At 41.4% G+C, this 24,643-nt stretch carries 18 protein-coding genes and 5 pseudogenes; 14 read left to right on the forward strand and 9 right to left on the reverse strand.

The window, feature by feature from the left end:
• Positions 1 to 63: 63 nt before the first annotated feature.
• A pseudogene (locus ACFN7Z_RS17010) lies at positions 64 to 195 on the forward strand (serine/threonine-protein kinase HipA); the annotation flags it as partial.
• A 29-nt stretch (positions 196 to 224) separates the two neighbouring features.
• Here ACFN7Z_RS17010 and ACFN7Z_RS17015 read toward each other — a convergent pair.
• The 6 genes and pseudogenes from ACFN7Z_RS17015 to ACFN7Z_RS17040 all read right to left on the reverse strand — a co-directional run bounded on the left by ACFN7Z_RS17015 (position 225) and on the right by ACFN7Z_RS17040 (position 7,697).
• Positions 225 to 1,907 (reverse strand): fructose-specific PTS transporter subunit EIIC, encoded by a 1,683-nt coding sequence (locus ACFN7Z_RS17015; RefSeq protein ID WP_058952403.1) that lies wholly within the window; start codon positions 1,905 to 1,907, stop codon positions 225 to 227.
• Positions 1,908 to 1,911: 4 nt separating this feature from the next.
• Positions 1,912 to 2,844 carry a 1-phosphofructokinase gene (gene pfkB / locus ACFN7Z_RS17020; RefSeq protein WP_058952404.1) on the reverse strand — a complete coding sequence of 311 codons (933 nt, stop codon included), beginning with the start codon at positions 2,842 to 2,844 and terminating at the stop codon, positions 1,912 to 1,914.
• Positions 2,845 to 2,851: 7 nt separating this feature from the next.
• A pseudogene (ptsP, locus tag ACFN7Z_RS17025) lies at positions 2,852 to 4,501 on the reverse strand (phosphoenolpyruvate--protein phosphotransferase); the annotation flags it as partial.
• Between the two features lie 86 nt (positions 4,502 to 4,587).
• Positions 4,588 to 5,716 (reverse strand): annotated as a pseudogene (gene fruB, locus ACFN7Z_RS17030) (fused PTS fructose transporter subunit IIA/HPr protein); the annotation flags it as partial.
• A 240-nt stretch (positions 5,717 to 5,956) separates the two neighbouring features.
• Entirely contained in the window at positions 5,957 to 6,874 is a 918-nt protein-coding gene (locus tag ACFN7Z_RS17035) for a LysR family transcriptional regulator (protein WP_058952405.1), read from the reverse strand.
• A gap of 700 nt (positions 6,875 to 7,574) precedes the next feature.
• On the reverse strand, positions 7,575 to 7,697 hold the full coding sequence (locus ACFN7Z_RS17040) for a hypothetical protein (RefSeq protein WP_004684300.1): 123 nt from the start codon (positions 7,695 to 7,697) through the stop codon (positions 7,575 to 7,577).
• A 376-nt stretch (positions 7,698 to 8,073) separates the two neighbouring features.
• Between ACFN7Z_RS17040 and ACFN7Z_RS17045 the strand changes: the two genes are divergently transcribed.
• Positions 8,074 to 8,739 (forward strand): epoxyqueuosine reductase QueH, encoded by a 666-nt coding sequence (locus tag ACFN7Z_RS17045; RefSeq protein ID WP_081316847.1) that lies wholly within the window; start codon positions 8,074 to 8,076, stop codon positions 8,737 to 8,739.
• A gap of 2 nt (positions 8,740 to 8,741) precedes the next feature.
• Here ACFN7Z_RS17045 and ACFN7Z_RS17050 read toward each other — a convergent pair whose 3' ends face one another.
• Entirely contained in the window at positions 8,742 to 10,136 is a 1,395-nt protein-coding gene (locus tag ACFN7Z_RS17050) for a methylenetetrahydrofolate reductase C-terminal domain-containing protein (RefSeq protein WP_094148735.1), read from the reverse strand.
• A gap of 517 nt (positions 10,137 to 10,653) precedes the next feature.
• On the opposite strand from ACFN7Z_RS17050, the gene ribBA reads away from it, so the two are divergent.
• The 7 genes from ribBA to glmS are packed head-to-tail and all read left to right on the forward strand — an operon-like array spanning position 10,654 to position 17,384.
• A complete protein-coding gene (gene ribBA / locus ACFN7Z_RS17055; RefSeq protein WP_094148734.1) occupies positions 10,654 to 11,769 on the forward strand; it encodes a bifunctional 3,4-dihydroxy-2-butanone-4-phosphate synthase/GTP cyclohydrolase II in 1,116 nt (371 codons plus the stop codon).
• 18 nt (positions 11,770 to 11,787) lie between these two features.
• The gene (gene ribE, locus ACFN7Z_RS17060; protein WP_094148733.1) at positions 11,788 to 12,258 is read left to right on the forward strand and encodes a 6,7-dimethyl-8-ribityllumazine synthase; all 471 of its coding nucleotides are present in this window, start codon (positions 11,788 to 11,790) and stop codon (positions 12,256 to 12,258) included.
• Positions 12,259 to 12,262: 4 nt separating this feature from the next.
• Positions 12,263 to 12,718 (forward strand): transcription antitermination factor NusB, encoded by a 456-nt coding sequence (nusB, locus tag ACFN7Z_RS17065; protein WP_004983920.1) that lies wholly within the window; start codon positions 12,263 to 12,265, stop codon positions 12,716 to 12,718.
• A gap of 13 nt (positions 12,719 to 12,731) precedes the next feature.
• Positions 12,732 to 13,649 carry a thiamine-phosphate kinase gene (thiL, locus tag ACFN7Z_RS17070; RefSeq protein WP_094148732.1) on the forward strand — a complete coding sequence of 306 codons (918 nt, stop codon included), beginning with the start codon at positions 12,732 to 12,734 and terminating at the stop codon, positions 13,647 to 13,649.
• Positions 13,627 to 14,148, forward strand: coding sequence for a phosphatidylglycerophosphatase A (locus tag ACFN7Z_RS17075; protein ID WP_004983912.1), 522 nt, complete (start codon positions 13,627 to 13,629; stop codon positions 14,146 to 14,148). Before thiL ends, ACFN7Z_RS17075 begins: the two co-directional genes overlap by 23 nt.
• Positions 14,149 to 14,168: 20 nt before the next feature.
• Positions 14,169 to 15,533 carry a bifunctional UDP-N-acetylglucosamine diphosphorylase/glucosamine-1-phosphate N-acetyltransferase GlmU gene (glmU, locus tag ACFN7Z_RS17080; RefSeq protein ID WP_130235526.1) on the forward strand — a complete coding sequence of 455 codons (1,365 nt, stop codon included), beginning with the start codon at positions 14,169 to 14,171 and terminating at the stop codon, positions 15,531 to 15,533.
• Between the two features lie 12 nt (positions 15,534 to 15,545).
• Positions 15,546 to 17,384 (forward strand): glutamine--fructose-6-phosphate transaminase (isomerizing), encoded by a 1,839-nt coding sequence (gene glmS / locus ACFN7Z_RS17085; RefSeq protein WP_130235527.1) that lies wholly within the window; start codon positions 15,546 to 15,548, stop codon positions 17,382 to 17,384.
• A 595-nt stretch (positions 17,385 to 17,979) separates the two neighbouring features.
• On the opposite strand, the pseudogene ACFN7Z_RS17090 reads toward glmS, so the two are convergent.
• Positions 17,980 to 18,469, reverse strand: a pseudogene (locus ACFN7Z_RS17090) (GNAT family N-acetyltransferase).
• A complete protein-coding gene (locus ACFN7Z_RS17095) occupies positions 18,459 to 18,773 on the reverse strand; it encodes a DUF1778 domain-containing protein (protein ID WP_395442281.1) in 315 nt (104 codons plus the stop codon). Before ACFN7Z_RS17095 ends, ACFN7Z_RS17090 begins: the two are co-directional and overlap by 11 nt.
• Between ACFN7Z_RS17095 and ACFN7Z_RS17100 the strand changes: the two genes are divergently transcribed.
• The 5 genes and pseudogenes from ACFN7Z_RS17100 (at position 18,756) to ACFN7Z_RS17120 (ending at position 24,632) form a co-directional block, all read left to right on the forward strand.
• Positions 18,756 to 19,103 carry an IS630 transposase-related protein gene (locus ACFN7Z_RS17100; protein WP_039890557.1) on the forward strand — a complete coding sequence of 116 codons (348 nt, stop codon included), beginning with the start codon at positions 18,756 to 18,758 and terminating at the stop codon, positions 19,101 to 19,103. The genes ACFN7Z_RS17095 and ACFN7Z_RS17100 overlap by 18 nt on opposite strands.
• Before the next feature lie 17 nt (positions 19,104 to 19,120).
• A pseudogene (locus ACFN7Z_RS17105) lies at positions 19,121 to 19,594 on the forward strand (IS630 family transposase); the annotation flags it as partial.
• 448 nt (positions 19,595 to 20,042) lie between these two features.
• Complete coding sequence (locus tag ACFN7Z_RS17110; RefSeq protein ID WP_060513852.1) at positions 20,043 to 20,846, forward strand: heteromeric transposase endonuclease subunit TnsA; 804 nt, start codon at positions 20,043 to 20,045, stop codon at positions 20,844 to 20,846.
• Positions 20,833 to 22,953, forward strand: coding sequence for a Mu transposase C-terminal domain-containing protein (locus ACFN7Z_RS17115; RefSeq protein WP_159151653.1), 2,121 nt, complete (start codon positions 20,833 to 20,835; stop codon positions 22,951 to 22,953). Before ACFN7Z_RS17110 ends, ACFN7Z_RS17115 begins: the two co-directional genes overlap by 14 nt.
• A complete protein-coding gene (locus ACFN7Z_RS17120) occupies positions 22,950 to 24,632 on the forward strand; it encodes an AAA family ATPase (protein WP_159151654.1) in 1,683 nt (560 codons plus the stop codon). Before ACFN7Z_RS17115 ends, ACFN7Z_RS17120 begins: the two co-directional genes overlap by 4 nt.
• The last annotated feature ends 11 nt before the right edge of the window (positions 24,633 to 24,643 follow it).

A 24,643-nucleotide genomic window follows, 5' to 3' on the forward strand; every position in this document is an offset into this window, starting at 1 on the left:
ATCAAAAGGAAATCAATCCATGCTCAAAAAAACTTAATGTTTACTACAATGGATGGGGTGAATATTGGCTCGATTTGTAAGGTTGCAATCCTATTCAGCAACATCGCTCATGATCTATTACCTGGACAAATTCAAGCAGAGACTCTCCAACTGATCCAAAATAGGATTGAGCATAATATTCATTTATTGCACTAAATAGCTTTCACAAAGCCTCTATAGAGGGCTTATTCTAACCGTTGTTTTATCACAGCATAAGCTACACCAGTCACCACACTTCCAATCGCAATCGCCAATAAATATTTTAATGGATAATTCATCGCATTCGGAATGATCAGTACCATTACACCGCCATGCGGAGTGACTAGTTCACATTTAAATAATGCAACCAAAGCCCCAGTTACAGCACCACCTGCGATCGCGCATGGAAGCACTCGAATCGGGTCTTTGGCAGCAAACGGAATAGCACCTTCCGAAATGAAACATAGGCCCAGAACTACAGCAGCCTTCCCTGCATCTTGCTCAGGTTTGGTAAATTTATACTTTGCTAGAAAAGTTGCAATTGCCATACCCAATGGTGGTACCATACCCGCAGCCATGGTAATCGCCATCGGTCCGTATGTTTGTGACGTAAGTAAGCCCACCGTAAAGGCATAAGCCGCTTTATTTATTGGCCCCCCAACATCAATACACATCATACTCCCAAGGATAACCCCCATGATCATGGCATTGGTCGTCCCCATATTGGCAAGGAAGTGTGTGAGTAATTCAAACAATTGTGCAACAGGCTGTCCAACCACATAAATCATGATTAAACCAACAGCTAAACTGGCCAATAGTGGAATAATCAAAATTGGTTTTAATGCTTCTAGGCTACTTGGGAGTTTAAGCTGTTTCGATAAAAATAACGCAATATAACCTGCAATAAAACCTGCAACTAATCCACCGAGAAAGCCTGCCTCTAATTGTGTTGCAAGTAAACCGCCAATCAAACCTGGAGTTAAACCCGGACGATCCGCAATAGAATAAGCAATGTAACCTGCCAGCATAGGTACCATAAGAGTAAATGCTGCAGCACCTATTTGCTTTAAGGATGCGGCAAAGCTTCCTTCAACAGGATTGAGGCCAAACATAAACGAGATGGCAATGATCAAACCTCCCGCCACCACCATCGGCAGCATGAAAGACACCCCTGTTAAAAGGTGTTTATAAATTCCAGTTTTTTCTTTGTTTTCATTTTCTGTCTTAGTGGCTGTTTGCTTACCCGTTTCAAGCACTTTGGCTTCAGCAATTGCATTTGCAAAAGTCTTATCCGTTTGCTTAAGGGCAAATCCTGTACTGCAGCGATATACACGTTTGCCTACAAAGCGATCTGTATTTACCTCAATATCCGTTGCTAAGATCACCACATCTGCTTTGGCAATACTTTCTGCCGATAAAATATTTTTAGCCCCAACCGATCCTTGGGTTTCAACATCAATCTGATAACCGTGCTTTACTGCACCTTGTTGTAAGGCTTCGGCCGCCATAAACGTATGCGCAACACCAGTTGGACATGCTGTAATGGCGACAAACCGTGTAACCCCTACATTGGCTGCAATAGTTTCATCTAAAACATCTGAATGCTCAAGAACCTCTTGCAAAAGCATGATCGCATCGTGTTGTGCGTTATTCAAACCAATGACTTTCACAACCTTGTCACGCAGTTGAGTCGCATCTGCCGACTTCTGTCCAACAAAAACAACCGTATCAATAACATTTGATAAATCGAGATGCTCAACTGATGTCGCCACATCATTGGAAATACCAAGTGCTGTTGCTGCTTTGGACAGTTTTTTGGCCAAAATCACTGCATTAATCGGCTGCTCGGGACTATGTGGCACAAATAAAATATGTTTAATCTCTTGCATCGTATTAACTCAATGATTGGACTGAGATTTGCGATTTCAAATCTTCAATAACAGCAAAGTCTGGAAGGGCAAACCCAATTTGGGTCACAGCATTGCTCGCAATTGCGGTTGCTGTTTTCAATGTTTCTTCTGGGGAAGTTGAACTCAACAAGCCATGAATCATACCTGCCAGCAAGGAATCTCCCGCACCCACCGTACTTTGGACGGTGACCTTCGGTGCAGTAGCATGCAGGGTTTGCGTGCGGTGAAGCCAGTTCACCCCGTTTTCACCCATCGAGACCACCATATGTTCGATCTGACTATTTAAACTGGCAAAAAGATGCTGCTGTTCTGCAAACGTTTCTGCTGGCAAATGGTAGGTTTCTGTCAACTCATCTGTATTAGGCTTAATCAACCAAGGATGGGCAGCAATTGCTGCTTTCAACGCAACACCACTGGTATCTACTGCGACTTTTTTACCCGCAGACTGTAACCATAGAATCAGTGTCGAAAGCTCTTCTGCAGAAAAACCTTGTGGCAAACTGCCAGCAATTACAATCACATCAACCTCTAAAATCAGTTGAGATAGGCGTTCACGTAGTTGTTGTTTTGCTGAGGTATCTACAAAAAAGCCCTTGCCATTGATGTCAGTCATCTGACCAGAAGCTTCTGCAACTTTAATGTTTTGTCGTGTTTGACCTGCAACATAAATAAATTGGTTATCAAATTGCTCTTGCTGGATATGATGGTCAAAAATTTGACGGTTTTCTTGCCCCAAAAAGCCACTCACAATCAGTTCATGTCCCAAATCCTTAAGGACCTGTGCCACGTTTAAGCCCTTACCTGCTGCATGGCTTTGAGCTGTTAACTGACGATTGACCTCGCCAACTTTTAGTTGATCCAATTGCACGGTGAGGTCAATTGCAGGATTCAGAGTAATGCTTAATATCTTAGCCATTCGGTAATTACTCCACCAATGAACGTACGGCAGACGCACTGTCACAACTTAAGGCTTGCTGTGCGACCTGTTGGCAATTTATATAGTTCAAACCACGAATTTGCGCCTTCACCAATGGAATACTGGTACTCGACATACTCAACTCATCCACGCCCAAGCCTATCAATACAGGCACAGCTTTTGGATCAGCAGCCAATTCACCACAAATGCCCACCCATTTACCATGCTGATGTGCTGCCCGAACAGTTTGATCAATCAATAACAAAATACTCGGATGTAAGCCATCAGCTTCGGCAGACAACAGTGGATGACCACGGTCAATCGCCAGAGTATATTGAGTCAAGTCATTGGTTCCAATACTAAAAAAATCAACTTCTTGAGCAAGAATTGGAGCCAATAATGCTGCCGCAGGAACCTCAATCATAATACCGACTTGTAAGTTTTCACATGGATGCTGTATGCGAACCTCATCCAAAATCGCTTTTGCTGCTCGCCATTCTTCAACCCGCCCAATCATAGGAAACATAATCCTTAATGGACGATTATCCGCCGCTTTCAGCAAAGCAACCAATTGTTGACGTAACAATTCTGGCTTACGCAAGGTCAGACGAATACCACGTAAACCCAAGAATGGATTTTCTTCCTTTTCAATAGGCAAATACGGCAAAGGCTTGTCTCCGCCCACATCAAGTGTACGTACCACCAATGGACGACCCGCCAAAGCATCTAACACCACCCGATAATCAGCTTCCTGTGTAGCCTCATCAGGCGCACTGCTGTGTGACATAAAGACCAATTCTGTGCGTAGCAAACCAATTGCTTCTGCCCCATCGGCCACAGCCTGTATCGTAGCGCCCACTTTGCCAATATTGGCTGCGATTTCAACTTGATGTTGATCCAGTGTGATGGCAGGTTCTAAACAATGCTGTTCCGCTTGTTCTCGTAACTCACGCTGGCGTTGGCGCTCTGCAATGGCATGATCAATCTGACTTTGCTCGGGTGAGACCACATACTCACCACTATCCCCATTAATTAGCACGGTGGCATGGTTCTCAATATTTAAAACAGCTACACCTGCACCTACGACTGCTGGAATAGCCAGAGCACGTGCCACAATGGCACTATGGGCACTCGCTCCACCAACCGCGGTCAAAATGCCTGCAACACGATCTTTATTCAGACGCGCTACATCACTCGGACCAACATCATGCATAATTAAGATATAAGGTTGCTCGGGTTCTGTGACATCGGCCACACCGCACAAAGCAGCCAAAACACGCTCACCAATATCCCTTAAATCAGCCGCACGCTCTGCCAGTAAACGATCGCTAAGTGCAGCCTGTGCGGTAGCAGCCACTTCAATATGATCATGCCAAGCTGCAGCAGCAGACAACCCCTGTTTTAAACCGCGTTGTACACTTTGGAGGAGGTCTGGGTCATCCAGCATTTCCAAATGTGCCATGAATATCTGCTTAATGGCAGTAGATTCAGTATGTGCAATGAATTGACGTAAGCTATTTTTCACCTGATGAAGTGCAATTTCAAGCTTTTCATTCTCAGCTTTAAAACTCTGTCCGCGACGTTCATAACTAAATTCACGTGGCTTCACCACATGAGCAGGACCAAAAGCAAGGCCAGTTGATGCCGCAATACCGCAGCTACCCGTATCGCCATGTGATTCAAAAGGCATTAATTCCAAAGTATTTACGACTGGGTCACTAATGCTATGCTGATGAGATACAAGGTCAACAGCTTCAACCTCTTCTCCTAAGCCCTGTTGAACTGCATCAATAATCTGTTCTAAGCCTGCTTCAGCATCGGTATCAGGTTGTGCAATAAAAGTCAGCGTTTGACCACGACGGCATCCCATGGCTAATAATTTGGTTAAACTTTTTGCCGAAACGTATGCCCCCTCATCTACAGCAACGAGAATATCCCCTGCAAATTTCTTGGTCATATTGACTAAGTGTGTCGCGGGACGCGCATGTAGACCATGAGCGTTAGCTAAGACAATACGACGAGATGGCCAATCAGGAATCAGTTCAGCACCAATTAACTGCGCCAACTGGTGACTATCTTGCTCTTGGTTGAGGGTATGAACTTGTTCAGTATCAAACAAAATATCCATTAACCGTTGAAACCGTTGCATATCCAGTTGCTCATTACTGGCAATGCACACCAATGTCTTGAGCATTTCCTGCTGATGGCTTAAAACCTGTTCCGCTTTTACCAAACTTACAGCTGGGCTCAAAACATGCTGGTTAGAAGTGATCGACCAGACCCCCTCCCCTAAATGAATCATGCTGTTTAGGTTTAAACCCGACAGAAAACCACACTCCACCATTTTTTGCTGTTTCAGCAACTGTGTTGCCTGCCAAATTAAATCTTCTACATCAAGTGCGGGAACTTGGGTGGCAATTAAATTTTCATGCAATGCCAAAGATGCGGGTTGGGCTTGTAATAATGCAATAATTTGCTCTGCAGATTGAGCCTGTTTCACTTGATCAGCGACATCATTAATTAAAGCTCGCGTCAAAATTTGTAAGACTTGCAAATGCTCATCTGATTTCGCAGCAATCACCACTGCTAAATAAATTTTATTTTCACCGTCCCAAACAACTCCTTCAGGAAAGTGCGCCAGACGAATCCCAGTTTTTAAAATACATTGGCGAGACTGAGGCGTCCCATGCGGAATGGCAATTCCTTGCCCTAAATACGTTGCACTTTGTTGTTCGCGCCCGGTCAACCCATGAATATAATCAGGTGTAACCAACTGGTCTTCGACCAAGATATCGACTAGACATTGCAACGCTTGTGCCTTATCAGTGGCGTGTTGTTTCATTCGAACATGTTGTATATCTAGCGCGAGCATAAAACGTCCTTGCAAAGCAGCATAGTGAGAAGCCATGCCTTTTTTACTGGAAAAAAAATAAAAGTCGAATTCTACTCAGGATTTACCCGAAAATCTGTATATTTTAGTCAATCATTTAAATGATTGTTATCGTGAATAAAGGTTTAATATTTTATGAAGAAAAATTTTCATAAATTATAAATAGTTAAGAATAGTTAAAAAAAGAGAAGGAAATATGTTCCTCCTCTTTTTATTTTTCAACTAGATATAGTATTGCGCTCTTTTTTTGGCAAATTTATCGAGCTGCTTTAAAAAGCCTTCAAAATAGTCTTTTTCTTTTTCTTCAGTACGATATCCAGCGTAGAGAGTACGACGCAAACCTTCAGGTGCTACACAGTCCAAACGACGTGAAGTCACCCAGCCTTTTTGTTCATATTCATTCACTACCCAGTCTGGCAACGCACCAATACCACGACCACTTGCCACCAACTGGATCAACATTTGAGTCAGATCGGTGGTACGGATTTGTTTTGGCAGAATATTGGCTGGAATAAACAGACGCGACATAATATCCAAACGATGTTTATCAACTGGATAGGTAATAAGAGTCTCTTCGGCAAGCTCTTGTACAGTAATCTCTTTAGCGCGAACCAAAGGATGGGTATTGGATAAGACCAAACGTGACTCGTACTCAAAAATTGGGAAATATTCTACCCCTTTTAATGCAATCGGATCGGCTGTAATCAATAGGTCAAATTCGCCCGTCTGTAATAATTCATGCGGGTTCGCCTCAAAGCCTGAAGCAAAGTCCAAATCAACATCAGGATATTGCTGACGATATTGATTTAACAACGGCATTAACCAATCAAAACAACTATGACACTCAGAAGAAAAGGTAATGCGTCCTGTTTGCCCATGTACGATACGGGTAATGTCGCTTTGTGCAATTTGTACCTGCGGCAATACTTCATCAGCCAGTTTTAACAAACGCTGTCCCACATTAGAAAAGCTAACGGGACGGCTACGACGGTTCACCACCTCCACGCCAAACCATTGATCAAGCTCACGCAACTGGTGCGATAGTGCTGAAGGGGTTAAACACAAATCCCCTGCGGCAGCAACCAATGAGCCATGCTCTCTTAAAGCGGTTAAGGTTTTTAAATGGCGGAGTTCTAACATCTGGCGCGGCCCAATTTTTTAATCTTGATGAATACGGTATAGCTTAACCTATAAAAGTGAGATTCACTTATTTTTTTTCACCTTAATATATTTTTAATTAGTTTATTTCATTTTAATATCTATGATCTGCAACAAAAACACTCGCCCCATTTACAGAGAATGAAAAAATTTAAGCATTCAAATTCACAATCTTCATGATCCGTACATGTGCGCCAATCGAGAAGTAAGGCTTTCTTTTATAACTGTGGATGACTTTTAAGCCCATCTCTTAATCATGCCTAGGTTGAAGCGTGATTCCTTCAGTTTTTTGAGAGGTACAACAACCGAATCCAGCCCACCAACTGTCCTATTTAACTCGTGGCTATGCATCGAACTCTTGTGATATGTCTACTTTGATATAATGAAATCATGTGACAGCAAGCAGCATGCTCTTGTACCTGAGTTAAATTCAGCTCAAATATTGAGAACTGATGATTCTGATCTTCTATCCAAATTGAGCAGGCTAAAGCGCTGAAAAAGCATAAAGTACTGGCGAGTAAAACTTCGAATAGCCCTAGTCTTCAGGCTTTTTTATGTTCCACGTGAAGCATTATGTAAACATCGAATAAAAGTCGCTTGTCTCTCAAACTGATGAAATGCAAAACAGAGCATACAAAAACAAAAAAGCTTCCGACTAGGAAGCTTTTTTTAGATCTTAGATTTAACCATCAATCGTGAGCTTTAAAATCTCAGCTTTGGTATAACCCCGTTCTTTTAAAAGATGTTGAATGGCTTTTTTCTCATCTTGATCTTCAAGGAATTTACAGCGTTGGATCAAACGCATATCGGTCTCATACTGAAAGTTATGACGACACTCCAATTCCTTATTGGAAGGCGTAGTAAAAAAATGAAGCACAGCTAGATACTCTCTTTCTTGCTGTTGAAGTGGCCCGCCTTCAACGAATACCTATCTAACACAACTGTTAAACACCCTTTGGGTAAATGATGACGAATCTCGCCCCATTATGCAAGTTTGGGCCTCTCAAATGTTCTCTCTCTACTCATCTTCAGCGTTCAATACAGGTCCTCATCATCTGCCAAAGTCGATTTTAATCATGAAAATTCATCAGCTCATCCTGAGAATTCTTCATCCAATCGTCGTTGATCCGCTCGTTAGACGTTTTAAACTGTCTGGTTTAAATAGATAAAAATCATTCAATATGTCGAAGCTCGAACGTCAGAAACTTAGCCTCCCCACAGGTCATGACAAACTGCTCTTGCATTCCTGCTGTGCGCCTTGCTCAGGTGAAGTCATGGAAACCCTCATTGAATCGGGTATCGATTTTTCTATCTTTTTCTATAACCCCAATATTCATCCTGTAAAGGAGTACTTGATTCGTAAAGAAGAAAATATTCGCTTCGCAGAAAAACATCATATTCCATTTATTGACTGTGATTACGACACAGACAACTGGTTTGCACGTGCCAAAGGTATGGAAAATGCGCCAGAGAAAGGTATCCGTTGTACCATGTGTTTTGATATGCGTTTTGAACGGACGGCATTATATGCAGCAGAACATGGCTTTAGCCTAATCAGCAGCTCTCTCGGCATTTCCCGTTGGAAGAATATGCAACAGATCAATGAGTGCGGGCACCGCTCTGCTTCACATTATGCAGGCATTCACTACTGGGACTATAACTGGCGCAAACATGGCGGTGCGGTACGCATGCTGGACATCAGCAAACGCGAAGAATTTTATCAACAAGAGTATTGCGGCTGTGTGTATTCACTGCGGGATAGCAACCGTTGGCGCATGAGCCAAGGCCGTGAACGGATCAAACTCGGACAAAAGTTCTATTCCAATGCCATGGATCAGGACAGCTGATTTCAGCCAGCAGCCTCCACATACCAATTTTTCCAAGAGCTGGTTCCACGCACCGTAATCGACACGGTCGGAATCAGTTTTTCTTTTAATATCTTTGTTTGTCCAACGGCTTTGGCTAAGCGTGCTTTGACGGAGTGAATGCATTCACGGTCACCAAATTCACAGCGGTCTAAGCTGGTTCCACCACAGGGCCCATTGGCCAAGCCTTTGGGGCAAGTTTCAGGGCAAATATACAAGGTCTCGCCTAAACGGCATTGACCACAACTTTCACAGCCCACCACCGCATGCTTACTCAAATGTTCTGTTTTCAGTAGTGCTTGATTGGCACGCGAGCGATCCCAAACATTAAAATTAAAAATAAACCGCCCCACGCCTTTGGCCAGTTTAGATTCAAATAAAGCATCATGCATCAAATGCAGATGTTGGTACTTAATAATCTGACTCGATGTCGCAGGCCGTGAATAATAAGCCAGCTTCGGATGAAACTCTGTACCGGTTTGCACCTGCCAAAGCGTATTCCAGAGTCGTTCACACTCAGCAAAACTCAAGTGCCGATATTCTTCAAGATAACGCTCCAGTAAGCTTTGTTCTTCAGGCTGATGGCAAGCCGATAAATACACCCCCGCAAAACCCAAATGTCGACACACTAGAATCTGTAATGCGCAGCGCACATAAACGCGATCACTTAAACCCTGTTCTTTTTCCTGTTGCAACACCTGCAACATATGCGGGGTGATCACTATACCAGCCACTTTATGCTTCAGCATAAACTTAGCCCGTGCCAAGGTCAGTGGCATGACGCAGACTAACATTTTCTGAGCATACTGATGCTGCACTAAAAATGCATGCGCATCCTGTAAAGCAGCCATGTCATAGCCCAATTGGGTAATCACATAATCGGCCCCTGCTTTCATTTTTTTATGCAGTTTTAAATATTGCGCCTCTTTTTCCGCTTCCGCATATTTAAACGGATTAAACGCGACACCAATATGAAAACCACCTTGGCGTTTGGCTTCCATGACAGCATTCACGGACTCCAAATAACGGGTCCGCGGTTCTAGGTCGTGGCTATAGCAGTGCTGTTTTAATTTATCACCCGTTAAGAGCAACAAGTTCTTTTGACCCTGTGTTTTTGCATCTTGCAAAAACTGCTCAAAGTCTTGTATATCGCGAGCCTTCCCCGAAAAGTGAATGACTTTTTCAATCTCTTGTGGATACTGTTTGGCGACTTGCAAAGGCGCTTCATCGTCATCTGCATGCACCCGATCGGCCAGCGTCATAGCCACAGGAAAGCCTGCAAATTCAGTTTTGACAGACCACTGGGCTTGGCGTGCGCTTAAGTATTCAACCAATACGCAAAATTGTTGCTGTGCAAAATATTGAGCAAGTAAGGACATCACAGGAGAAATAATCCAGAGGATTAAAAAAGAAGAATTATAGTACAAATCAAAAATAGATGACGAATCGTATGATTTTTCGCGACGGCACATTCAATATTTTTTAACTCATCCTCTACCCGATGAGTGAACTCAAATATCTACCCCGATCTGATTGATCAGTTGCAGTACCCTGCTAAAACTGAACCTAATGGTCAAATTCAAAAAAGAAGGTACTCCAACGCTCAACCACACGCCGCCCATAGCACAACATTTGTCTAGACCTCTTATTTACTACGCCGATTGACTTATTTTCGATAAGATTGTTTTTTTATGCTTCTCAATTGTTTAAAGCCTGAGCACATTTCAGCTTTTTAAAATAAAGGCATCTTTTCAAGCTGGGACTGACTGTGTATAACAATGAACGACTTAAGGAAATAATTCGCACATAGGCAAAAGCCTGAAAAAAGCTTAAACTATGTGCCAATGAAAACAAATGATATGTCGTCTATGGCGACAACGATGAAGGTGAAGGTTGATGCCGCTCAATACCGTTGAAGAGCTAGTTGCAGATATCCGTGCAGGTAAAATGGTTATCCTGATGGATGACGAAGATCGTGAAAATGAAGGTGATTTAGTTATCGCAGCAACCCATGTTCGCGCAGAAGACATCAACTTTATGATCACCCACGCACGTGGTTTGGTGTGCTTAACGCTCAGCCGTGATCGCTGTAAACAATTGAATCTTCCTTTGATGGTCGATGCCAATGGCGCACAACATGGCACCAACTTCACGCTTTCAATTGAAGCGGCAGAAGGGATTTCTACAGGGATTTCACCTGCGGAACGTGCGCATACCATTCAAACGGCAGTAGCAGCACATGCCAAACCATCAGACATCGTTCAACCAGGTCATATTTTCCCATTGATGGCGCAGCCTGGTGGCGTTCTACACCGCGCAGGTCATACCGAAGCAGGTTGTGATTTATCTCGTCTAGCGGGTTTAGAGCCTGCATCAGTCATCTGTGAAATCATCAATGAAGATGGCACAATGGCGCGTCGTGCCGATCTTGAAATTTTTGCTGAAAAGCATGGTTTAAAAATTGGTACCATCGCGGATCTGATCCACTATCGTATGACCAATGAACAAACCGTTGAACGGATTGATCAGCAAAGCATTGATACCGAATATGGCACGTTTGACTTATACCGTTACCGCGAATTAGGCAATCCAGATATTCACTTGGCTTTGGTGAAAGGTGAACCAAAAGAAGGGGTAACCACCGTTCGTGTTCATGGTTTCAACCCTGTTCGTGACTTGCTTAAGTTCAATAAAAAGGACGGCGAGCCAGCATGGAATCTCGACAAAGCGCTGCAAGAAATTGCAAGTAGCGATCGTGGTGTTTTGGTTTGGATTGGTCAACGTCACTTACAAGACCTAGGTCCAGCGCTAGACAGCCTTACAACACCAAAACCGACCAAATCCAATGCTGCTTTATCTCAGCAGTACCAAACCATTGGGGTAGGCGCACAAATTTTACGTGATTTAGGCGTAGAAAAGATGAAGCTTTTGAGCTCACCTTTACGCTTTAATGCACTCTCTGGGTTTAATTTAGAAGTGGTGGAATATATCACCGCACATCAAACAACTTAAAAAATCATCGAGGTTGCTATGGCAATTCGCCGTATTGAAGGTATGTTACATCTCGCTAGCGAAGGCCGTTATGCGATTTTAGTGGGTCGTTTTAATAGTTTTGTTGTCGAACATCTATTAGAAGGTGCAATTGATACATTGAAACGTCATGGTGTATCAGAGGATAATATCACTGTTGTTCATGCACCAGGCGCGTGGGAACTTCCTGTCGTGGCTAAAAAATTAGTGGCGTCTCAACGCTTCGATGCCATCATTGCACTGGGTGCTGTGATTCGTGGTAGCACACCTCACTTCGACTTTGTTGCAGGTGAATGTGCCAAAGGTTTAGGCGTGGTTGGCCTAGAATCTGGTCTTCCAGTGATTAATGGTGTATTGACTACGGATAGTATTGAACAAGCGATTGAACGCTCGGGTACAAAAGCAGGTAATAAAGGCGGCGAAGCTGCTCTTACTGCAATTGAAATGGTTAACTTGTTAAAGGCTATTTAACGCTATGTCGCAAACATTGCAAGCAACTTATGCAGCAAAACGTAAAGCACGTCGCTTTGCTGTACAAGGAATTTACGAATGGCAAATGAGCCACAATCCAGTCCATGAGATTGAAGCACGTACGCGTGTGGAAAATGCCATGCACAAAGTGGATCTGAGCTATTATCATGAATTGTTAACCCAAGTGGTTGCCAATCATGAAGCATTGGATGCGCTCTTAATCCCTGTGCTTGATCGCGAAGTTTCTGCGCTTGATGGCGTTGAACTTGCGACCCTTCGTTTAGGCGCATATGAACTCAAGGAACATCTTGAAATTCCATATCGTGTGGTTTTAGACGAAGCGATCGAGCTTGCTAAACATTTTGGCGGTGCAGACAGCCATAAATACATCAATGGTGTATTAGATCGTTTAGCAACAACTTTACGTGCAGCAGAAAAGCAACAAGCGAACTCACAGTAGTAGATTTGTTTGTATGGCTGAGTTTTCGATCATTGATACCTATTTTAATCGTAAGAGTCCTCATTCTGTCGATTTAGGCGTCGGTGACGACTCAGCCTTGCTCACCCCACCACCACATCAACAATTGGTCATTTGTGCCGATACCTTGGTTGCTGGACGTCACTTCCCGCTTGATACCAGCCCACATGCGATTGGCTGGAAATCTGTCGCGGTCAATTTATCTGATATCGCCGCAATGGGCGCGAAACCTCAGAGTATTTTACTGGCTTTGAGCTTACCCCAAATTGATCATGACTGGCTCAAAGGTTTTAGTCAGGGTTTATATGATTGCTGTGATCAATTTGGCGTGAGTTTAATTGGTGGAGACACCACCCAAAGCCCACATCTCACCATTTCCGTGACTGCACTGGGCTGGGTTGATATCGGTCAAGCCGTTACTCGCTCTGCCGCTCAAGTGGGTGATTTGATTTGTGTCAGTGGCACTGTCGGCGATGCTGCTTTTGCCTTGCAACACTTGGGGCACCCTCTCCAGCAACGTTTAGACTACCCCACCCCACGCTGTGAACTGGGGCAAGCACTCAAAGGCTTAGCGCACAGCATGATTGATGTGTCGGATGGCTTAGCACAAGACTTAAGTCATATTTTAAAAGCATCCCATGTGGGCGCGACCCTACAGCTTGATCAATTGCCCATCAACACCACGCTACAAGATTTAACACGAGAACAACAATGGCAATATGCTTTGGCGGGTGGCGATGACTATGAATTATGCTTTACAATAAGCCCGCAGAATTATGAAAAACTTTTGCAACAACAAAACCATAGCAGCATCAGTGTCATTGGAAAAATTGATGCCGAAAGTGGTCTGCGTTTTCAACAAAATGGCTTAGACCATTCCTTGCAATTTAATGGATATCAACACTTTGCATAAGCCCCCTATCCTCTTTCGTCAGATGTCTTGGTATGACCGTTTCATCGTATTTTGTGGTGTAGGGTTTGGCTCAGGGCTAGCACCCAAAGCACCAGGAACGTTTGGTTCTGCATTCGCACTGCTGTTCGTCCCGATTTGGCTTGCAATTGGCTTATCGAACACCATTATTGCCATCATCCTCATGTCTCTAATTGGCATTTATATCTGTGGGCATACTGCCAAAGTGATGGGCGTCCATGATGATGGGCGTATTGTATGGGATGAGTTTGCTGGCCAGTCCATCACCTTTTTGCCTGTCCTGTATTTAGGGCAAATGAATTGGCTCTGGCTGCTGCTGGGTTTTATTTTATTTCGTATTTTTGATGTGTGGAAACCGTGGCCGATTCGTGTCATTGACCAAAAAGTCGAAGGTGGCTTTGGTATTATGCTCGACGACCTGATTGCAGGACTTTGGGCTGCACTTTGTATTTGGATTTATTTTTATTTCACTGTGGCTTAGGCCATTTTTAGGATTAGAACATGTCAACGACTGTTATTATTCTTGCTGCAGGTAAAGGAACACGTATGCGTTCTTCTTTACCCAAAGTACTACAACCACTTGCAGGACGTCCTTTACTTGGTCATGTCATCGACACTGCAAAAAAATTAAATGCAGCCAATATTATTACAATTTATGGGCACGGCGGAGCACGAGTTCAAAAAACATTTACTCATGAAAAGATTGAATGGGTGGAACAAGCTGAGCAACTCGGAACAGGTCATGCAGTGCAAATGACACTCCCAGTCCTTCCACAGGAAGGCAGCTCACTGATTTTATCAGGCGATGTACCTTGCATCTCTCAAAACACGCTACAAAAATTACTCAATGCGACAGCCGAGACAGGCATTGGCTTAGTGACTTTAACTTTAGCCGATGCAACTGGTTATGGCCGTATTGTGCGTGAGAATGGGAAAATTCAAGCGATTGTTGAACATAAAGATGCAACCACAGAGCAGCATCAGATTAAAGAAATTAATACTGGTATTTACTGTGTCAGCAATGCCAAATTACATGAGTGGTTACCACGCTTAAGCAATAATAATGCGCAAGGTGAATATTACCTGACTGATATTGTAGCAATGGCCTTAGCTGATGGGATGCAAGTCGCATCGGTTGAGCCTGAACAAGCCTTCGAAGTTGAAGGAGTGAATGATCGTATCCAACTCGCCGCATTAGAACGTCAATTTCAAACAGATCAAGCCAAAAAGCTCATGCAGCAAGGTGTCCATCTGATTGACCCAAGTCGCTTTGACCTTCGTGGACATTTAATCGTTGGGCAAGACGTACGCATCGACATCAATGTGATTATTGAAGGTGAATGTGAATTCGGCGACCATGTAGAAATTGGTGCAGGTTGTATCATCAAAAACACCAAGATCGCAGCAGGTACAAAAGTTCAGCCGTATAGCCTCTTTGATAATGCTATGGTTGGTGAAGATGCGCAGATTGGTCCTTTTGCTCGTTTACGTCCAGGTGCAAAACTGGCGGCTGAAGTGCATATTGGTAACTTCGTTGAAGTCAAAAACACCAGCGTTGGCTTCGGTTCAAAAGCCAACCACTTTACCTATTTAGGTGATGCTGAAATTGGTGCAGGCTCGAACATTGGTGCTGGGACTATTACCTGTAATTATGATGGTGCAAATAAATTTAAAACCATCATTGGTGATGCTGCATTTATTGGTTCCAACAGCTCATTGGTTGCACCTGTCACCATTGGCAATGGGGCAACCGTCGGTGCGGGCTCCACCATTACCCGTGATGTTGCAGAGAATAGTTTAGCGGTAGAACGCTCTAAACAAGTTGAAAAAGAGAACTATCAACGTCCACAAAAGATGAAGAAATAAGAGGATTAGATTATGTGCGGTATTGTCGGTGGCGTTGCAGAACGTAGTATTACAACTATTTTAATTGAAGGTTTAAAACGCCTTGAATATCGTGGCTATGACTCTGCAGGTTTAGCGCTGGTCAATCAAGGCCAAGTTTTACGCGAAAGACGTGTCGGTAAAGTTTCAAATTTAGAAGAAGCCGTTAATCAATCCAATTTTCTCGGTTCTCTGGGTATTGCGCATACCCGTTGGGCAACCCATGGTAAACCCACTGAAGATAATGCACATCCGCACATTTCTGGCGATGTTGCTGTAGTCCATAATGGCATTATTGAAAACTATCAAGAACTCAAAGATGATCTTGAAGCTTTAGGCTATGTATTTACCTCACAGACCGATACCGAAGTGGTCGCTCACTTGGTGAAGGATGCCTTAAAGTCTACCCCAAGCTTGCTGGAAGCTGTGCAACAAGTCGTGCCTCAGCTTAAAGGGGCTTATGCACTAGGTATCGTACATACTGACCATCCAGATGAACTCATTACCGTGCGTGAAGGTTCACCTTTGGTGATTGGGGTCGGCATTGGTGAAAACTTTATCAGTTCAGATCAATTGGCTTTACTGCCTATTACCAATCGTTTTATTTACCTTGAAGAAGGTGATATTGCTCGTTTAACCCGCAATAGCATTGAAGTTTTTGTCGCTGGTCAACTGGTCGAGCGCCCAATCAAAGAATTAGATGCTGCCGTCAGCAATGCATCTAAAGGTGAATATAAGCACTACATGCTCAAAGAAATTTATGAGCAACCTGAAGCAATTCAACAAACCATTTCTCAAGCTCTAGATGGCAATGCACTGCGTGAAGACTTTCTTGCCAATGCAGTTGCTGATTTCCAAAAAATTCAGCAAATCCAAATCATTGCCTGCGGGACAAGCTACCATGCAGGCATGATTGCCAAATATTGGTTTGAACAACTGATTGATCTACCGTGCCAAGTAGAAATTGCGAGCGAATTCCGCTATCGCAGCCCTGTCATTGTCAATCACACGCTTTATGTCTGCATTTCACAATCTGGTGAAACCGCTGACACTTTAGCCGCACTGCGTGATACCCAAAAGCGTGCTGCAGCAAAAGGTGCTGACATTACTACCATGACTATTTGTAATGTCGCAACATCGTCTATGGTACGTGAGACCAATCATAGCTTGCTTACACTGGCGGGTCCTGAGATTGGTGTAGCATCAACCAAGGCATTTACCACACAGCTTGCAGCACTCATGTTATTGGTCTTAAAAATCGGTACAGTTAAGAAAAGCATTTCTGTACAGCATGTGGCTGAGATTACGGCTGAACTTTGGCATACCCCTAAAGTAATTTTAGATACCTTACGTAATGACCCTGAAATTTTACGTTTGTCTGAACTTTTCGTAGAGAAGCAGCACTGCTTATTCTTAGGTCGTGGCACGAATTTCCCGATCGCACTTGAAGGGGCGTTAAAACTCAAAGAGATTTCATATATCCATGCTGAAGGCTATGCCGCAGGTGAACTTAAACATGGTCCGCTCGCTTTAGTCGACAATGACATGCCTGTGGTCATTCTCGCACCGAAAGATGATATGCTCGATAAACTCAAATCGAATATGGAAGAGGTTCAAGCTCGTGGTGGTGAACTCTTTGTCTTTGCCGATGAAAATAGTGGCATTAAAGCCAAAGACCGTCAGCATGTGGTTTATGTACCAAGCATTAGCCCAATATTGGCTCCAATTGTTTATAGCGTACCTGTACAACTGCTGTCTTATCATGTTGCAGTCCTTCGTGGCACGGATGTCGACCAACCTCGAAACCTCGCTAAATCGGTCACTGTAGAATAATTATTTAAATAAAGGCTGGATATCTGTGTTCGCATAATTAAGTTTGTATCAAATAATTAAGTTTAGATTTAATTATTTAAGTTTGGATATTAATGAAGTAAACGAACGAAACCCTACCCTGTAGACCCAGTGATTCTTCACCAAGTCTACAGGGTTTTTAATATAAATAAATTCAAATTAGCATCACACCAGAAATATAAAATTATTTAATATATTCAACGATATAGATATATAAAAATCTCACCCTAGATTCAAAAGCATCCCTTTTTGACCTCATCTTGAAAACATTTCATTTTTATTTAAAGTATGCTTCGCCTTTCTGCGCAAGAATTCGCATTTTAAAGCGGAAGAATCTTATACAAACTTAATTTCATCTAAAATTAAAGATAGCAAATATTAATACAAACTTAATTTTAAAACAAAAAAACAACGAATAATATATATCAATAACTTAAGATAAAAAATAAAACAAACTTAATTAAATAACCATAATTAGACGCAGTATTTGGTCATAAAGCAAAATAAGGGATAAGGAACTATGTGCAAACTCTGAATAAGTCTATTAGCTATTCCTATTACTAGCTAGCAGCCCACCTTATTTAAAATGAGGTATTTCATTCACTGGATATATTAATGTTAATGGATTTGATGTTAATGAGATAAAGCCAAACCGCTGATAAAAACTTCATAGCTTTTTGATCCTTAGCATGTATTACAACAAAATTAACACCAATAATTTGAGCAACTTTTGAAACTTGTTTAAGAGCATGTGCTAAAAGTACTTTTCCAACTCCTTGCCCCTGTGCAGCTTGATCAACGGCAAAGCGCTCCACAACCACACAAGGTAAGGGATAACGAGGTAATCGTTTAGTGAGAACAGCATCAACCCCATCAAATCCTATAGAGGTACTTGATAGACAATAAAACCCCCTCACCTGTGCATCATCATCAATAGCAACATAGGTTTTACTTGTTCCTGATTTCTGATGTTGGGATGCGTATTGTTTTATGAACTTATTTAAATCATCTTGCCCACAATTAAATGATTTTTTCTGATGATGGGCTTGTAAAACCTCAATTTTCATCCAATAAACTCATTAAATTTTTCATCTCATCATTTGCAGGGCGCGGATTTTCAAGCAAATTCATTAACATATCACGATCAGCATTATTTACTTTTAACTCGTGATTAGATTTAAGTAATTCTTTTGCTCGTTCAAATGAGGATTGGATCATAAAGGAACTCACACTAAGACCCAATAAATTCGCAGCTTGCTCAATTACAATCTTTGCATCTACGGTTGAACGAACATTGATTCGTTCTGTTGCTAAGTTATAGTCCGCACGCCAAAAAACCAATACAATACCGATATGAGTTATCCAATACATTTTAGAAAGAAAATATTAGCCAAGCTTGAAGAAGGTCAATCTATCCGAGCGGTTGCTCAGCACTTCGAAATTAATAAAAATACAATTGTCGAATGGAAAAAGCGAATCGAAATAAAAAGAACTCGACCAAGAAAACCATCTAAAGTTGATGATGATGCCTTACGTGCAGATGTTGAGCAATATCCCGATGATTATCAATATGAACGCGCTGCTCGTTTTGGTTGTGCTACTTCTACAATTGGAGATGCGCTCAAGCGTCTAAATATTACAGTTAAAAAAAGACCTTACGGCACCCGAAAGCAAAAACAGAACTCAGAGAGCAGTATTTAAAAGATTTAAACCGATTAAGGTATCAACACCCGATCATCTATCTTGATGAAAGTGGATTTAAATCTCATGAACATAGACCTCATGGTTATTCAAAACAGGGAACTCCTTGTTATGGAACATATAATTGGCAATTAAAAAATCAAACCAATGCAATAGGAGCAATCCATGAGGGTAAGTTATTTGCAGTGGGTTTATTTGATAGCAAAGTAAATTCGGATGTATTTTATTTTTGGGTAGATCAGTTTTTATTACCAGAACTACCCTCGAATAGTGTAATTGTCATGGACAATGCAGCCTTCCATAAACGACCAGATATACAAGATCTATTAAGCCAACATGGGCATCAAATACTTTGGTTACCACCTTATAGTCCTGACCTTAATCCTATTGAAAAAATGTGGGCATGGGTGAAAGCAAAAAGGAAAAAATGGTTGGTTAACTCAATAGATAAGCTTTTTAGTCGTTTCTTTAACGAGTGTATGGGTAATTAAGCGGTTTGACTATAGCCATATTTTCCACCAATTTGTACATCATAATGATGTACAAATTTTAGCGGATTAAGGTAGTACTTTAAGATCCAAATTTACATATTTTGTTCTAAAATATTTGGAATAGAAAATAAACATTTTACTATGAACCAGAATGAATGGTCGGGTTTAAGTATGAATATGCAGTTGGTTTACATAAGAATATGCAACGATGTTTACTAAGATGTAATTTGAATACTTTTGCCTATCATTAACGTTTTTTAAACTCATTAATTGAGTACTAAAATACCAGATTAATTATTAAGCTAATGAATTAAAAGAATAATTAAATAAAAAATTATAAAATTTTGTTTGTATATAAATATATTTAAGTTTGTATGTTTTTGCCAAATACACAATTACCCCCATTCAGATATGATTAATTATCCACCAAAACCCACAGGTCTTCTGTATGGCAAAAATTATAAAAAACTATGAAGAACTAGTAACAGAAGGGTATGGCCAGGGCCATGGACGCGATTATAAACCTTGTAAAACTGTTCAAAACTTCAGTTCAATTGGTCGCTCTCACAGAGTACAAGGCCGTGTCAGTAAACGTCTTCATCACTTATTTTCTGATCTAGAGCTATCTACCTTTTTACTGCTTGACTGGAATCAGAACGTTACAGATATTCGCGAACATTATCCTTTGGATATCTATGATCTTAACTCCATCTGTTCTCGTTTCCGAATGAAAAAAGTATCGGTTGACTATATACCTTTTACCCTATCTTCAGATTTTTTAGTTGATTTTGGTAAGTTTTCTATAGCCCTTGACACTCTTTACAGCAAGGATCTGAATAAAGCTCATGTTATTGAGTCATTAGAAATTAAACGTCGTTACTGGGAAGAAGAGCACAATACGCCGTTCAAACTGATCACTGAAAAAGACATTCCTGCTACGGTACTAGAGAACATTAAATGGCTGTATGTAGAAAAAAATGACCTTGAAATAACAAATCACATGATTGATCAAGCAGTTTATTTTATGGAAGAAATTAGCCAGTACCCTCAAAGCTCATTAATCCAATTTTGTAAGCATTCTGACCAAACTCAAAAAATGGGTATCGGAGCGACGCTCGCATTGTTTAGAAAATTATTTGCACTGCGAATACTTCAATTTAATCTAGAAATTTCGTACTTGGAGCTTAAACTCTCTGATATTCATGCAAGTAATTTGCTCCAGAATGAGAATACAGTCCATGCAACTAATTAATTCAGTTTACATCTTGAATTCAACACAATACCGAATACTCAAATTCTTACCGCAGTATACGGTATGGATTGCGATTGATAATAAAAATGCTTTTCCTGAACTCATTTTGTCTAAGGAACTTCAAACTCTCTCAGATGATCAAAGCCTGATACCAGCGCAAGATCCTTATGAATACTTAAAACAATTAAACTTGAGTGAAGATTCTATTCAACTCAAAAAAAGAGATGAAAACTTTTTAATTATTCAAGATTTAATTAATGATGAACAAGTTCTTATCAATACAAAAATCAGGACTGCAAAAATTAAAACTATACATCTAGAGAAAGAAGTATCAATTAATAAAATTCTACGACTCCTAAGACGCTACTGGCAGCGTGGTCAAACTATAAATGCTTTGGTACCGGACTATGAAAACTCAGGTGGAAAAGGTCAAAAAAGAGCTATAGGTGATAAAAAAATTGGCAGACCACGCATCTATGAATCGAATGGAGGTAAGAATGTCACTGAACAGGTTGAATTATATTTTAAGAAAGCCATCGAAGAGTATTTAGTTCCTGTCAAAAAACAATCCATTAACGAAACTTATCTTCGGTTTAAAAGTGTATTTTCTAAGCACTTTCATCAAGTGCAAACCTCAGATATTCCAACCTATGCTCAATTCTATTATTTTTATAATACGCGATATAGAAATAAGAACAATTCCAAGGAAATTCTGACGAATCAGAAAACTCTGAAAGATCACAAACCTCTAACTTCAACAGCAACCAAGCAAGCAAATGGCCCTGGCGCACGTTATGAGATAGATTCAACAATCGCTGACATCTACCTTGTATCATCACGGGATCCATCACAGATTATTGGCCGACCTACCGTATATATTGTTATCGATGTATTCAGCCGGATGATTACTGGGCTTTATGTCGGTATGGAAAACAGTTCATTTAATACAGCCATACAATGCCTCAGCGTTGCAATCCAAAATAAAGTGACATTCTGTCAGAGTTATGGCTTGCAAATACAACCGGAAGACTGGCCTATTTATGGTTTACCTGGCGCCATACTTGCAGACCGCGGTGAACTAATTGGCTACCAAATTGAACTTCTTGAAAAAAACTTTTCTGTTCGTATTGAAAATGCGCCACCGTATCGAAGCGATGCCAAAGGTATTGTGGAGAGGGCTTTTGGAATCATTCAGTCACGCTTTAAATCCTACGAGAATATTGGTGTTGTTTCTGGATTCAAGGAAAAAAAGAAAGGCGGACATGATTATCGACTAGAAGCTTGTCTAACTTTGGAAGAGTTCAGAAAAATCATATTAAGCTGCGTCTTGTTACGCAATAATTTTGATATTTTGACGAAATATGATCGTAGTGCCGATATGCCGACTGACCTGCCTTCTATCCCCCTTAAGCTCTGGCAGTGGGGTCTACAGCACCGTACTGGGATGTTAAGACAAGTGGATAACAAATCACTATATGTTGGCTTGTTACCTAGGACCGACGCCTCCTTAAGTGACAAGGGACTTAAAGTCAAAGGCTTACTCTATCAATGTTTGGAAATGCATCAACAAGGCTGGTTTATTCGTAACACGACCAAATCCCGCCCGAAAAAGTTGCGGATTGGTTTTGACCCATACTCAGTAAATACCATTTATGTTTTCTTTGATGAAAATAAGTTGGAATACTGGGAAGCCCACTTAAGTGATACCTCACGTCAATATCAGCATCTGACCTGGTGGGAAGCTGAACAAATTCAAAAAGCAATCAAAACTGTTGAAAAACAGCATTCACAACTAAAGTCTGTAGCCATCAGTGAATTACAGGATTTTACTGACAAAATCATCCACACAGCACAGAGCCGGCAGGCTCAAGCAGGAGTTCACCAACTTTCTAAAGCACAACGTACTCGGGATATTCGTCAGAACAAACAAGAAGCAATTCAGGTGGAACGTGAGGAACATCTCCAAAATAGGTCCGTCAATTCTATCCGGACTATCCATCCCAACCAAGACAATCCTCCAGCCCCCCCATCTCACAGCAGCAATCTGGATTTGACCAGTCAACCAGACTTAATGAGACAATTATTTGAAGAGGACGATGAAGAATGAATAATAATGAACTCGCGGTCAACACATCGATAGAAGATATCTATGGGGATAATCCTCTCATTACTCAATTACCGCCTATCCTTGACACGAAATCGGTTATTAAACACCTACGAGGGAAACTGAAATTTATTCCAGAACAGCGTTTCTTACCCCAACCAGAAAGAATCCATCTGATTGCTCAGTTGCCTCATGATTTTTTTCAACCACTGACTAAACATCTATCCCTTGAACAAAAAATTTCTATCATGATCCGGCAAGGTTACGTGAGCAGAAACATCACTAATGGGGATAGACATCGACATTTACACGCTGCTTTTCAGCAACTAGAACCATCAAATGAAAGCTCTTACCGCTATGCACCTCCAGAGTCGACTGCAACTAGCATGTCAATTATAGGATGTTCGGGAAGTGGTAAAACAACGACAATGAACAAAATTTTGCGTTATTACCCGCAAGTGATTGAACATAGAGAGCTGGGATTAAAACAAATTGTTTACCTTAAAATTGATTGTCCGCATGACAGCTCTTTAAAAAACTTATGCTCAAACTTTTTTAGAGCAGTAGATTTAGCATTAGGAGATACAAACTTCGAGCATCGTTTCACCAGAAGTCGCTTAAATGTGAATGCTATGCTGCAGCAGATGAAAATTATCGCAAATAATTATTCTATTGGACTTTTAATCATTGATGAAATCCAGCATTTGAATACAAAAAAATCTGGCGGGGCTGAAATCATTCTTAATTTCTTTGTCACCCTTGTGAATGTGGCATCCATTCCAATTGTGATGATTGGGACACCCAAAGCCAATGAAATTCTGCAAGAAGATTTAAGATCAGCTAGACGCAGTGCAGGATTAGGCTCTTTAATCTGGGAACCTATGCGCAATGAAGCACCCACTCCCGATCCTAGCACCCCTGATCAAATGATCATTTCTGAATGGTATGCTTTCTCCAACAAGCTGTGGCAATATCAATGGGTTCAACAACCAGCTGAACTGACCGATGAATTAAGAAACACTTGGTATTATTATACGCAGGGCATTCCAGATTTAGTGGTTAAACTGTTCTGCTTGGTGCAGATTCATGCAATCACCATTGGTCTGGAAAAAATTACATCTGAACTTTTTAAAAAAGTCTACGAAGAACAATTACAGCCAGTCCACGATATTTTGGATGCACTCCGCTCAGGCAACCCCACACGTATTGCACGATATTCTGACTTAACGATCCCTCAAGTTCAAATTGAGGAATATGTTGAACAACACCGTTTCAAAGCTGCATTAAAAACGGAAATACAGCGTAAAGATCTAGGACCACATTATTCCACACTGATAGGTATGCTAACGGCCTTAGGTCACCCCGCTGCTACAATTGATCTGCATGTCACTTCTGCATTAAAAAAATATCCAAACGAGAACTTACAGGTACTACTCCAACATATTCTGGAAGTATTAGACGGCTCTGTAGCAAAAGATAAATTGGACCAGCCTCAGACCACAACTTCGGTAAGAAAACCAAGAACATCACGCAAAGTCATGAAAGCAGAAGAATGGAAGAGCACTGAAGCCAATGATTTACGGAATTTTTTCAGTCAAGCACAAGAAAAGGAAGTCGATGTTTATGAGTTATTAAAATCATCTCACTATTTGTTTGATCCCACCTCTCCTGTGTTGCATTAAACAAAAAATAG

Origin of the sequence: Acinetobacter sp. P1332, from assembly GCF_044057475.1 — a bacterium.
Classification (GTDB): Bacteria; Pseudomonadota; Gammaproteobacteria; order Pseudomonadales; family Moraxellaceae; genus Acinetobacter; species Acinetobacter johnsonii.